The sequence below is a fragment of the Streptomyces sp. NPDC058231 genome (assembly GCF_042882275.1).
Lineage (GTDB): Bacteria > Actinomycetota > Actinomycetes > Streptomycetales > Streptomycetaceae > Streptomyces.
In genome coordinates, this window is sequence record NZ_JBHVWN010000014.1 from 54,052 (window position 1) to 65,695 (window position 11,644).

The 11,644-nt window shown below is 72.7% G+C and carries 10 protein-coding genes; 6 read left to right on the forward strand and 4 right to left on the reverse strand.

Annotation, left to right across the window (positions count from 1 at the left end):
- The first annotated feature begins 225 nt into the window (after nt 1–225).
- From ACFVXE_RS12925 to ACFVXE_RS12940, 4 genes are all read left to right on the forward strand, one after another.
- Complete coding sequence (locus ACFVXE_RS12925) at nt 226–1,440, forward strand: AAA family ATPase (protein ID WP_389671200.1); 1,215 nt, start codon at nt 226–228, stop codon at nt 1,438–1,440.
- Nucleotides 1,441–1,878: 438 nt separating this feature from the next.
- Complete coding sequence (locus ACFVXE_RS12930; RefSeq protein ID WP_389671284.1) at nt 1,879–2,289, forward strand: GntR family transcriptional regulator; 411 nt, start codon at nt 1,879–1,881, stop codon at nt 2,287–2,289.
- Nucleotides 2,267–3,181, forward strand: a complete 915-nt coding sequence (locus tag ACFVXE_RS12935; RefSeq protein WP_389671201.1) for an ABC transporter ATP-binding protein — start codon at nt 2,267–2,269, stop codon at nt 3,179–3,181. Before ACFVXE_RS12930 ends, ACFVXE_RS12935 begins: the two co-directional genes overlap by 23 nt.
- Nucleotides 3,178–4,083, forward strand: coding sequence for a hypothetical protein (locus tag ACFVXE_RS12940; protein WP_389671202.1), 906 nt, complete (start codon nt 3,178–3,180; stop codon nt 4,081–4,083). Before ACFVXE_RS12935 ends, ACFVXE_RS12940 begins: the two co-directional genes overlap by 4 nt.
- Nucleotides 4,084–4,287: 204 nt before the next feature.
- Here the strand turns inward: ACFVXE_RS12940 and ACFVXE_RS12945 are convergent, their stop codons facing one another.
- The gene (locus tag ACFVXE_RS12945) at nt 4,288–4,968 is read right to left on the reverse strand and encodes a phosphotransferase (protein ID WP_389671203.1); all 681 of its coding nucleotides are present in this window, start codon (nt 4,966–4,968) and stop codon (nt 4,288–4,290) included.
- Nucleotides 4,969–5,285: 317 nt separating this feature from the next.
- On the opposite strand from ACFVXE_RS12945, the gene ACFVXE_RS12950 reads away from it, so the two are divergent.
- Nucleotides 5,286–5,531 carry a hypothetical protein gene (locus ACFVXE_RS12950; protein ID WP_389671204.1) on the forward strand — a complete coding sequence of 82 codons (246 nt, stop codon included), beginning with the start codon at nt 5,286–5,288 and terminating at the stop codon, nt 5,529–5,531.
- 6 nt (nt 5,532–5,537) lie between these two features.
- Here ACFVXE_RS12950 and ACFVXE_RS12955 read toward each other — a convergent pair whose 3' ends face one another.
- The 3 genes from ACFVXE_RS12955 to ACFVXE_RS12965 form a co-directional block, all read right to left on the reverse strand.
- The gene (locus ACFVXE_RS12955; protein ID WP_389671205.1) at nt 5,538–7,232 is read right to left on the reverse strand and encodes a bifunctional 3'-5' exonuclease/DNA polymerase; all 1,695 of its coding nucleotides are present in this window, start codon (nt 7,230–7,232) and stop codon (nt 5,538–5,540) included.
- A gap of 145 nt (nt 7,233–7,377) precedes the next feature.
- Nucleotides 7,378–9,573 carry an ABC transporter permease gene (locus ACFVXE_RS12960; RefSeq protein WP_389671206.1) on the reverse strand — a complete coding sequence of 732 codons (2,196 nt, stop codon included), beginning with the start codon at nt 9,571–9,573 and terminating at the stop codon, nt 7,378–7,380.
- Nucleotides 9,567–10,334, reverse strand: a complete 768-nt coding sequence (locus ACFVXE_RS12965) for an ABC transporter ATP-binding protein (RefSeq protein WP_389671207.1) — start codon at nt 10,332–10,334, stop codon at nt 9,567–9,569. The genes ACFVXE_RS12960 and ACFVXE_RS12965 overlap by 7 nt, the downstream gene beginning before the upstream one ends.
- Nucleotides 10,335–10,440: 106 nt before the next feature.
- On the opposite strand from ACFVXE_RS12965, the gene ACFVXE_RS12970 reads away from it, so the two are divergent.
- A complete protein-coding gene (locus ACFVXE_RS12970) occupies nt 10,441–11,601 on the forward strand; it encodes a DUF2786 domain-containing protein (RefSeq protein ID WP_389671208.1) in 1,161 nt (386 codons plus the stop codon).
- Nucleotides 11,602–11,644 lie beyond the last annotated feature (43 nt).

The following is an 11,644-nucleotide window of genomic DNA, read 5'->3' on the forward strand; positions in this document are numbered from 1 at the left end:
AACTGCCAGACGCCAGGCACGCTCGCCCTCGACTGTGCTGGGGCGGCCGTCAACCACCGTGGAGCCGAGGCGTTCCAGAAGGCGGTTGGCGTGGGCCCGTCCACCACTGATCACGCGGGGGCACGCAACCGCGACGGGCGGGCCCCTGAGGGGCATCCCGGCAGGGTGCGGTTCGGTGTTAATTGGGTCGACGTGCTCGCCACGCGTCCGTGACAATCCCCTGCCATGGTGCATGCATCCGATCCGCTCCAGGTCCTCTGGCTCTGCGGGCCGGCAGGCGTCGGCAAGACCACGGTGGGCTGGGAACTCTTCACCCGGCTCACCGCATCAGGGCTCCCTGCCGGCTATGTCGACATCGACCACCTGGGCATCTTCCTGCCAGGACCCCCCGAGGATCCGGAACTGCACCGGATGAAGACGCGCAACCTCGCTGCGGTGCTGGCGAACTTCCATGAGGGGGGCGCTCGGTGCGTGGTGGTGTCAGGAGTCGTGGATCCTGAGCAGGGCGTGTATGCGGACGAACTGCCCGGCATCGCACTGACGGTATGCCGACTGCGTGCCGACCGGGAGGAGTTGGCGCGGAGGTTCATCGGGCGCGGCATGCAGACGCATCGAGTGCAGGAGACGCTCGACGAGGCAGACGTCATGGACGTGAGCGGCTTCGGCGACGTGTGCATCGATACGACCGGGTCGGACGTGACGGAGGTTGTGCAGCAGGTTGCGGAGCGCATCGGCGACTGGACAGGCCCAGGGCGATGCGTCGCAGAGCCGAGGGCCGGGGGCTCGTCCGCGCCGCTGCCCCCCAGCCGGCCAAGCTCGCCCGGCCCGGCCCTGTCATCGCCGGAGCCAAGGATCCCTGCGGCTGGTGCCCGGGTGCTGTGGCTGTGCGGCCCCACCGGAGTCGGCAAGTCGACCATCGGGTGGCCGGTCTATCAGCGCGTCCGCAGCTCCGCCCGCACTGCATACGTCGAACTCGACCAACTCGCCTTTCTCTGTCCCGCCCCACCCGACGACCTCGCCAACCACCGCCTCAAGGCAAGGAACTTGGCTGCCCTGTGGCACGCCTACAGCGATGCCGGCGCCGAGGTCCTCATCGCCAACGGCCCGGTCGAGGACGGGGCGACCGTCAAGACGTACACCGCTGTACTGCCGGATGCCGACGTCACGGTGTGTCGCCTGCACGCAAGCCGCACCGTCCTGACCGAGCGGATCACATCCCGTGGCCGGGGTGGCAGCTGGCCCGCACCGGGCGACCCGCTGAAGGGTCGGCCGACCGCGGAGTTGCTCCGTATCGCCGACGAGGCAGCCGCGACAGCCGGGGCCTTGGAGCGGGCTGCGCTGGGCCACCTGCGCATCGACACGGACGACCGCACGGTCGAGGAGTCGGCGGCCGCGATCACCGCTGCCTGGCAGACCCGCCACTACTCCGACCGGCGATGACGACCTGCCCTCGGGGAACGGGGTCTTCGCGTCGAGGCTGTGCCGGATCGCCCGGTGCGTAACCAGGGACGTCGTCCCTGGTCTCAGTTGCGGTCTCGCTCCGCCGTAGTTCCGAGGTCGTCCGCCAACGTCTTTCGGCGGCCGGCGTGCCGGCTGACCTGCGGCGCAGCTTTCTGCACGGACACCAACGGACGGCGCCGGTCCTCGGCGCCGGCCTCGTCAGCGACTGCTGCCGAGGTCCGCCGGAGGCGGGCGACGGGCCCCTCGGGAGAGGCGGCCGACCGGGGCCGGTTGCAGCCGTCTGTCGCCCATCAGCCCACTTTTCTCCGGGTGCGCGGGACCGGTCCTCGCCCGACTCCGCCGGACGGCTATTGACGTGAGGAGAGACATCAATGCATCATTCCACTAGTTCATTCACCCATTGGGGGTCCGGCCGTGGTGTTCGCCTTTCGGATCGATCGGCGCAGCGGGGTTCCCAGCTATGTGCAGATCGTCCAGCAGGTTCAACAGGCTCTGCGTTTGGGCCTGTTGGAACCGGGGGACCGGCTGCCCACCGCTCGTGCGGTGGTCGAGGCCACGGCGCTCAACCCGAACACTGTGCTCAAGGCGTACCGCGAACTCGAATCCCAGGGCCTGGTCGAGACCCGGCGCAGACATGGGACGTTCGTGACCGGCACGCTCGGTGCCTCCTCAGCCGACTCGCCCTGGCGGGCCGAGCTGGCGGAGGTGGCCACGCGGGCCCATGCGGCGGGCCTGGAGCGTGATGATCTCGCAGCGCTGTTCACCGATGTACTCGAAAATCTCTACGCCCCGAAGGAACCCGATATTGCCCCCCATCAGCAGCTCTGACCCGGCGCTCGCTGCCCACGGCCTCACCGGGAGATACCGGCGCAGAGGTCCCGACGTACTCGACGACTGTTCCTTCGCCGTCCCGGCCGGGGTCGTGTCCGCCCTCGTCGGTCCCAACGGCGCGGGCAAATCGACGTTGCTGGAGCTCGCGGCCGGCCTGCGGCGGCCGAACGCGGGGGTGATCGAGGTGTTCGGCGGGCCGCCGAGGGCCGGACATCCCCAAGTCTCCTACCTCGCCCAGCACCGCCCGCTGTTCACCCGGTTCACGATCGCCGAGACCCTGCGCCTGGGCGCACGGCTCAACGAGGGCAACTGGGACGGCGAGTTGGCCGATCGGGTTGCGGACCCGTCGCGCTTCCACAGGAAGGACCGCATCGGCGATCTGTCCGGCGGTGAGCGCACCCGGATCGCCCTGGCGCTCACCCTCGGCAAGCGGGCCGACCTGCTGCTGCTCGACGAGCCGATGGCAGACCTGGACGTCCTCGCGAGGCAGGAGCTGATGGGCCTGCTCATGGCTCATGTGGCCGACACCGGCACCACCGTGGTGATGTCCTCGCACATCGTCTCCGAGCTGACCGAGGCATGCGATCACCTGTTGCTGCTCGACGAGGGCACGACCCGGCTGCACGGAGACATCGAGGATCTGACCGCCTCCCACGCCGTGGTCACCGTCCCCGGCGGCGCCGACCGGCTCGCCGGTCACACGGTCGTCGAGTCCCGCCCGGCCGGACGTGGCACCAGCGCGTTGATCCGCCCGGGCGGGCCGCTGCCCGCCGACTGGGAGGTCCGGCCCCCGTCACTGGAGGAGCTGGTGCTCGCCCACCTCTCCGCCCCCGGAACCCCCGGCCCCGCCAGTTCGCTCGCACCGAGCAGCAAGGAATCCGCCGTATGACCGCCACCACCCTGAGGGGACCGGCATCCCGCCGGCCCGGCCGGAGCCTGCCGCTCGCGCGCATCCTCATACGACAGTTCCGGGCAGCCATCGCCCTGTGGGCGCTGTCCGTACTGGGCGTCTGCCTGCAACTGACCCTCCACTACCAGGGGTGGGCCGACGCCGTGGCGCTGCGCAACCGCGTCGGCTCGGAGGCGTACCACTTCCGGAACTACGTCGGCGACGCGCACGTCATGACCGCGAGGCTGCTGGCGGACGGCAACATCATCGCGTTCAGGCCCGCTCTGATTGCCGCGGTGATCACCGGTTTGCTGACGGCCCGGGAGTGGGAGGCGCGGCGCGTCACGCTGACGCTGTCCCAGTCGGTCTCGCCACGGCGGTGGTTCGGCGTCCGCTGGGCCACCATGGCGGGGATCCTCGTGGTGCTGACGCTGCCGCTGGTGGTGCTGTACCAGGTCAGTGCCGCTCACGCCGTCCGGCTCGACCTGCTCGTCCACGGCTGGAGCGTCCAGGCCGCGTACTTCAGCATCGGCCCGGTCACCCTCGCGTACGTCCTGCTGGGTGTCGCGGCCGGTGCGCTCACCGGCACCCGGCTGCGCCGCACGTTGCCGACCGTGATCGCCGCACCCGTACTGACCTGGCTGTCGGCCGCGCTGCTGGTGCGCTCGCGGGCGGTGCTGCTGCTCGACTTCCCCCTCTTCCCCAAGGTGGACGGTTTCCACCCGGGCGGGTTGCTGGGCCTCCAGTTCTACGACGCCCTGCCCCAGGACGTGTACCTCGTCAACTCCCTCGGCACCGGCGACTACTGGGGCTACCAGATCGCCTCCAGTGTGCTCGTGCTGGCACTCGCCGCGGTGTTCGCCCTGGCGGCCTTCCGTGTCCTGCGCCGCCGCACCGCGTAGACGACGGCGTGAGTGACGTGCCCGCCTTCCCGTCCCTGACGGGCATACCCGGTACGGATCGGGACCGGCGGTCCCGCCGCTGAACCGTCGTCGGTGCTTCCCCCGGCCGCCACGCGCCCGCGGCGGTCCGATGCTCCGGCGGTGCCGGTCCGAGCTGCCTCGGATCCACCCGAGCCGGACCGCTCGGTCTCCGGTCCGAGCGGCCTATCCGGCCAGTTCACCGATCAGTTCCACCGCGTCGGCGATGAGTTCGCGTTCGTCCGGCGTCAGGTTGGGGTCCGCCGCGCGGCGGACCCCGGCCTCGGTGAGTACGGCGTCCGGGATGCCGCCCTGGGCGGCGAGGTGGGGAAGCAGGGCGGCGAGCAGGGAGCGGGCGCCCGTCGCCGCCGGGGACGCGGGGTCGACCGCGACCTGAGCCAGGATCAACGACGACATGGCCCGGTCCAGGGCGGGCGGCCCCTCCGCGGCGGTCCGCCAGTCGATCACCACCGGGCCGGCGGGCGTCAGCATCACGTTGTCCGGGTGCAGGTCCAGGTGGAGGATGCGGTCTTCGGGGTCCGTGGAGAGCCGGGCGGGGATCGTGTGCAGGTCGCCGAGGAGGCTGGCGAGCATGGCGCCGCCCTCGTGCTCGGTGAGGGCGCCGCAGAGCAGCGACTCCAGCATCGTCCGGCCGCTCAGGCGTTGCAGAACCAGGTCGGAGGGGGTGGCGGCGGCCGGGCTGGGTCCGATGCGGGGTACCGGGTAGCCGAAGGCCGAGAGGTAGGACATCACGGCCAGCTCCGGTCTGGCGTCGCTGCTGTCGCGGTACCGGCGCAGGACCCACGCCTCGTCGATCGCGTACACATCGGCAGATCGTCCGGTGCCCAGCAGGTGGCCTATTCGCATGAGGGGAACCTACTGGTGAGTGGGGGTGTCGGGGGAGATCACCGACGCCTGTGACCTTCCCCCGGTACCGGGGACGCGGCAGGGCGGTCGCGGCGACGGTCACGGCACCGCGGCAACGGCCGGACGCGGCGCCGTTACGGGCGCGGCCCGGGGCGGCGACGTGCGGAACGGCGGGGGCAGCTGTGACCGGACCGGTCCTGGCGTTCACGGAGTAGCCTGAAAAGGCCGAGAATATTCCGTATGCCGGTTTCTCGATCGGTGTCGGTCCCGGCGATTTTGTTCTTCCGGGCCTGTGCATGCGAAGGGGGCCGCCGCTCATGGACATCCTGATAACCGTGGTGGTCGTCCTGGGGATGATCGCGGTGACGGCGTACGTCATCCATCTGCTCAACGGCCGCCACCGGCATCAGCACCTGCGTGCGGTGCACTACGACCACGGGCTGGCCGGCTTCGGCGGGGTCCGCGCCGGACGCGGTGCCGGAGTGGGGCGTGCGGTTCCGCCCGCGCAGACGGTTCAGGAGGGGGAGCCCGCGCCGGGTGCGGCCGAGAACCGTGGTGAGTGACCTCGCCTATTTGGCGTCGGAGTAGCGTTCCACGACCGCCGCCGTGAAGGGGAAGCACACCGGCGTCTCGCCGAAGACGGTCCGCCCCGCCAGGTCACCGGCCGCCCGGACGGCCCGGACGACGTCCTCCGCCTCCTCCTGGGGGCAGTGCACCATCACTTCGTCGTGCTGGAAGAAGACCAGTTCGGCCCGGAGCCCCGCGTCGGTCAGCGACTGGCGCAGCGCGGCGAGGAACAGCAGCGCCCAGTCGGCGGCGCTGCCCTGCACCACGAAGTTACGGGTGAAGCGGCCGCGCGCCCGGGAGTTCGATGAGGCGTAGCCAGGGGTGAACTCGGCGTCGCCGGACGGCTGCTCCTCGCTCTCCTGCGGAATGCCGGCCTCGTCCGCGTCCACCGCCCCGGCGGCCGGCGGGCTGGTCCTGCCCAGCCAGGTCCGTACGAGGCGGCCCTCCTCGCCGGCCTTCGCCGCGTCGTCGACATAGGCGATGGCGAGCGGGAAACGCCGTCGCAGCGCCGCCAGGTTCTTCAGGCCGTCGCCGGACGTCTGGCCGTAGATCGCGCCCAGCAGCGCGATCTTGGCGTGGTCGCGGTCCCCTTGGAACGCGCGGTCCGACAGGGCGGTGTAGAGGTCCCCGTCGTGGCCCGCGACCTCCATCAGGCCGCGGTCGCGGGAGATCGCGGCCAGGACCCTGGGTTCCATCTGGTCGGCGTCCGCGACGACCAGCCGCCAGCCCTCGTCGGCGATTACCGCCTGCCGTATCACCTTGGGGATCTGCAGCGCCCCGCCGCCGTTGGTCGTCCAGCGGCCGCTGACCGTGCCGCCCGGCTGGTACTCGGGCCGGAACCGGCCGTCGCGCACCCAGTCCTGGAGCCAGCTCCAGCCGTGTGCCGTCCAGATCCGGTACAGCTTCTTGTACTCGATCAGCGGCTCCACGGCCGGATGGTCGATCTCCTGAAGCTCCCAGCGGCGGGTCGACTTCACCTTGATCCCGGCCTGCGCGAAGGCCTTGACCACGTCGGCGGGCAGGTCCGGGCGGACCCGGCGGCCGAACGCGGCGGACACCGCGTCCGCCAGCTCGGCCAGTCTGCGGGGTTCGCCGCCGCCGGCGTACCGCTCGCCCAGCAGGTCGTGCAGGAGGTCCCGGTGGACATCGGCCCGCCAGGGCAGGCCCGACCGGTGCATCTCGGCGGCGATCAGCATGCCCGCCGATTCGGATGCCGTCAGCAGGCGCATCCTGTCGGGATGAAGGGCGGCGTCGTGGCGGCGGAGCTGCTCCCCGTACACCTGGAGAAGCGCCTCGAAAGGGATGTCCGTACCGGACCGCGGCTCGAAGAGGGACGACTGCGAGCCGGGCTCCGCGGCACGGGACGGGGGATCGGGGGGTACGGGAGCGTGGTGCAGACGGGCGTGGGCGGCCGCGGCGGAGCGGGGTTCGCCGAGCCGGCCCTCGTGCGCGAGGAGGAGGGACTCGGCCACCTCGATGTCGTAGCAGCGAGCGACCCGCAGGCCCGCGGCGAGCAGCCGGGGGTAGATCTCGGCGGTCGACCGCCAGACCCAGCGGGTGACGTCCGGGCGGGAGCGGACGGCCTCCACCAGGTCGGGTTCGCTCAGGACCGGGGCGGCGGGGAGACCGGCCGGGGTCAGCGGGGTGAGGCGGGCGCCGCCGGTCTCTGTGGCGGCCAGAGCCCAGCGTTCGGTCATGCGTTTGAGTCTGGCAGGTGGGACTGACAGCGGGGGCAGGCCACGCGGGCCTGCCCCCGCCGGGCCACGCGGGCCTGCCTCTGCCTTCCGGCGGTCTTTCACCCGCCCCCGAGCCCGCGCACGCTCATCGGGATGCCCATGGTGTTCAGCGGAAGCGGAAGCGGAAGCGGAAGCGGCTCGCGGGGAGTGGCGATCCATTCCGCCGTTGACCCTGCCGGACGGCTCGGGGCGTCAGCGCCGCCGCGACCGCGACCACCGCGCACACCCCGGTCGCGCCCACCACCACCGGCCACTCCACCGACACCGTCACCGGCGCGGACAACGCGGCCAGAGCGGCGCCGAGCCCGGCCAGGTTCACCGCGGTGACGCCCATGCCGAGCCCCGCACCCAGGGCCACCGCGAACAGCGCCTCCCCGGCGACCACCCCGAGCACCTGTGGACCGGTGGCGCCGGCCGCCCGCAGCGCCGCGAGTTCCGCGGACCGTACCGACCCGGCCATCAGCAAGGTGTTGGCGAGCGCGATCGCCGCGTAGACCAGGGCGATGCCCAGCACCACCATCAGACCGAACCGTGTCTGCGGGCTCGTGCGCGGGTGGGTGGCGGCCAGCCACTGCTGCGTCGACCGCACCGTGCCGCCGCTGTGGCGCAGTGCGGCGGCGACCGCCGTGCGGTCCGCGCCGGGAGCGAGGCGTACGTCGATCCGGTCCACCGGCGCCACCGGCACGTTCGCCGCCGTGACGTAGGCCCCGTTGTTCCCCGTTCCGACGGCCAGGACCGCCGCGATCCGCAGGGACACCGGGCGCCCGTCGCCGAGCCACACCCGTACCGTCGTGCCCACCGTGTGCTGCTCCCACTCCTCGTTCACGACGATCGAACGGTCGTCGAGATCACGGATGTCGCCGGCCACCACCGGCAGCCGCTCCACGGCCGCCAGCGCCGTCGCGTCGTCCACCGCCCGCGCCTGCGCCCTGATGAGAGCGGTGCCCTCCTCCCGTACGAAGACGGCGGTCGACGCGGACGCGGACAGCGTCGCCCCGGGCACCGGCCGCACCGTCAGGTCCTCGCCCGTCACGACCAGATCGGCCCGGGTGTGCTCGCGCGCCTCGGCCGCCCGCGCCTGCGACACCGTCCGCGCGGAGCCCGCCACCGAACCGGCCAACGCCACGACGATCAGTACGGGCGCGGCCACTGCGGCCGTGCGGCGCAGGGACGCCGCCGCGTTGGCCCGTACGAGCATTCCGGTCGCCCCGGGGAACCGGAGCCATCGGGTCGACGAACGCACCAGCAACGGCGCGAGCAGGGCCACGCCGGTGATCAGCGCCATCGGCTGCGTGATGTACGTCTTCCGCTTCAGCAGCCCGGACGGGTCTGTGACCAGCGACTTCGTCATCAGGAACATCGAGCCTGCAAGCAGCGCGAATCCCAGGGCCCGGCGTACGGGCGGCAGCACGCCCGCGTCGACGTCGGCCTCGCGCAGCGCCTCGGCCGGACCCGTCCTGCCTGCACGGCGGGAGGCCGCCCACACACCCGCGAGCGCCACGGCCGGGCCGGTCCAGAAGGCGGCGTACAGCGGCCAGGCCGCGGGACGGATGGCGAACCAGGGCGGGGCGACTTCGCCGTCGACCAGCAAACGGGCGAGATGCGGCGCCCCCCAGCCGCCCAGCGCGCACCCGGTCGCCGAGGCGAGCACGGCGACCACGGACGCCTCCGCCAGCAGCAGCCGTCGCAGCTGGCCGGGGGTGGCACCCGCCGTGCGCAGCAGGCCGAACTCCCTCCGGCGCAGCGCCACCGCGAAGGCGAACGTCGACGCGACGACGAGGACGGAGACGAACGCGGTGACGGCGCCCGCCGTGCCGAGCAGGGCGTTCACGCCCGTCAGCGCCTCGGTGTCCCGCTCGGTGGCGGGGTCGGCGCGGCGGCGTTCGTCGCCGGTGAGGACCTGGGCGCGGCCACCGACGACCCGGCGGACCTCGTCGGCGGGCGCGTCCACGCCCACGGCGTCCCCCGGGTCCGCTCCGGCTGCCGGTCTGCCGCGGGTCACCGGACCGAGCGCCTTCAGGTCGTGCAGGAGTTCGATATCCACAGGGTGTGGATGAGCGAGCGGCTCGGTGATCCGCACGGTGGACGGTCCGCGCCGCACCCGCACGGTCAGCGTGTCGTCGCCCATCACCACCACCGGTGAGGCGGCGAACCGCTGCGGTGCACGGTCCGGGGCGTCGAAGGTCGAGGCGAGGCCGAGCCCTGTCGCCGCGATCAGCCCCACGCCGAGCGCGAGCGCGACGAACATGCCGACGAGGGCGGTCCAGCGGGTCCGCAGTGCGGCGAGCGTGATGGTCAGCACGATGCCGCCCCCGCGTGCGCCGCGGACCCGGTACCCGTTCGCGCGGCGGTCATCCAGGCCGCGATCCGTTCCGCGGAGGGCCCGGTCAGGTCGTCCGCGATCCTCCCGTCGACCAGGAAGACCACCCGGTCCGCGCAGGCCGCCGCCACCGGATCGTGGGTGACCATCACCGTCGTCCGCCCTTCCCGGTCCACGAGTTCCCGCATCGTCCCCAGCACCTGCCGGCCGGTCGCGGTGTCCAGCGCACCGGTCGGTTCGTCGGCGAAGAGCACCGCGGGCCGGGTGATCAGTGCCCGTGCAAGGGCGACCCGTTGCTGCTGGCCACCGGAGAGTTCGGCGGGCCGGTGCTCCGCCCGGCCGGCCAGCCCGACCCGGGCGAGCGAAGCGTGTACCGCGGAACGGGACGGGCGGCGGCCCGCGAGCCGCAGCGGCAGCGCCACGTTCTGGGCGGCGGTCAGCGACGGAACGAGGTTGAACGACTGGAAGACGAAGCCGATCCGGTCCCGGCGCAGCAGGGTCAGCCGGCGCTCGCTCAGCCCGGTCAGCGCCACCCCGCCCACTTCGACCGTGCCGGAGGTCGGCCTGTCGAGCCCGGCCGCGCAGTGCAGGAGTGTCGATTTCCCGGAACCGGAGGGGCCCATCACGGCGGTGAAGGTGCCGGGACGGACGGTGAGGTCGACGCCGCCGAGGGCGTCCGTGTCACCGTACGAGCGCCGCACGGCACGCAGCCGCACGGCGTCGGTGTCAGGGGTCGGAGTCATGTCGTCGATCGAACCGCGCCGGGGTCCGCCGGGCACGACCACCAGAACCCGTCTCCGGGGTAGGGCCAGGCATACCCGGCCGTGCCGCTCTGCCTACCCTGACGTCATGGAACCGGTGATCGACCAGGCATTCGCGGCGGCCCTCTACTCGGACGGCGACGCCGGTCTCGATGCCGGTGCCTCCCTCCTCGCCGCCGATCCGGGCACCGACGCGGAACTGTTCCGGCGTGGCGAGGAATTCGTCCGCCGTGCCTGGGAACGCGGCTGGCAGCCCGCCGACGTCGTGCGCATCGTCCGCCGCGAGCTCGGCGAGAGCGCGGCCGGACTCGCCGCCGACCTGATCATTCCGGAGACCGGAAGGTACGAGCAGCTGCCGCCCCGCTGGCGGTCCCAGCTCGACGAGCTTCCCGCGCCGCCGCCCCGGAACCGTCCCGACCGCTTCTTGTACGCCTCGGCTCTCCTCGGTCTCTACCGGCTGCTGCTGCGGCTGCCCGCCATCGAACCGGTCGGCCCGCCGCCCGGCGCCGGCCACCGGCTCCACCTGCCGCCCGCGCACGACGAACCCCGGATGCTGACCCGGATCCGCGCCCTCCTCGCGAAGGCGGAGGCGACCGGGTTTCCGGAGGAGGCGGAGGCGCTCACCACCAAGGCGCAGGAGCTGATGGCCCGGCACTCCATCGACGAGGCCCTGCTCGCCGCCCGTACGCACAGCAAGGCGGCGCCGGGCGCCTGCCGGATCGGGGTCGATGCCCCGTACGAGACGGCGAAGGCGATCCTGCTCGACGCCGTCGCCTCCGCGAACCGCTGCCGCGCCGTGTGGAACAGCGACCTCGGCTTCTCGACGGTCGTCGGCTTCGAACCCGACCTGGAGGCCGTGGAGCTGCTCTACACCTCGCTGCTGGTCCAGGGCACGGCCGCGATGGCGAAGGCCGAGGCCGGCCAGCGGGCCGGCGGACGCAAGCGGACCAAGACGTTCCGTCAGTCCTTCCTGATGGCGTACGTCCATCGGCTGGGTGCGCGCCTGGCGTCCGACACCGCCCGGGTGACCGCGGCCTCGGCCTCGGACGGGGCGGCCGACAGCGATCTGCTCCCGGTCCTCGCGGCACGGGACGTGGCGGTGACGGACGCAGCGGACCGGATGTTCCCGGAGACCACCAGTACCCGGGTGCGCGGAGTGACGGACGGCGAGGGCTGGGCGCACGGCACGGCCGCCGCCGACCGGGCCCGGATGGGCGAGCGGCGGCCCGGCATCGACGGAAGCCGGTAGCCGGGCGCGGGACGGCGGCATGCCGGTGTGCGGGCGGCAGACG

What these genes read in the sequence shown, in the direction of transcription:
- ACFVXE_RS12965 (WP_389671207.1), bottom strand. Translation starts at nt 10,334, where the DNA reads ATGACTCCGACCCCTGACACCGACGCCGTGCGGCTGCGTGCCGTGCGG.
- ACFVXE_RS12925 (WP_389671200.1), top strand. Translation starts at nt 226, where the DNA reads ATGGTGCATGCATCCGATCCGCTCCAGGTCCTCTGGCTCTGCGGGCCG.
- ACFVXE_RS12955 (WP_389671205.1), bottom strand. Translation starts at nt 7,232, where the DNA reads ATGACCGAACGCTGGGCTCTGGCCGCCACAGAGACCGGCGGCGCCCGC.
- ACFVXE_RS12940 (WP_389671202.1), top strand. Translation starts at nt 3,178, where the DNA reads ATGACCGCCACCACCCTGAGGGGACCGGCATCCCGCCGGCCCGGCCGG.
- ACFVXE_RS12945 (WP_389671203.1), bottom strand. Translation starts at nt 4,968, where the DNA reads ATGCGAATAGGCCACCTGCTGGGCACCGGACGATCTGCCGATGTGTAC.
- ACFVXE_RS12950 (WP_389671204.1), top strand. Translation starts at nt 5,286, where the DNA reads ATGGACATCCTGATAACCGTGGTGGTCGTCCTGGGGATGATCGCGGTG.
- ACFVXE_RS12970 (WP_389671208.1), top strand. Translation starts at nt 10,441, where the DNA reads ATGGAACCGGTGATCGACCAGGCATTCGCGGCGGCCCTCTACTCGGAC.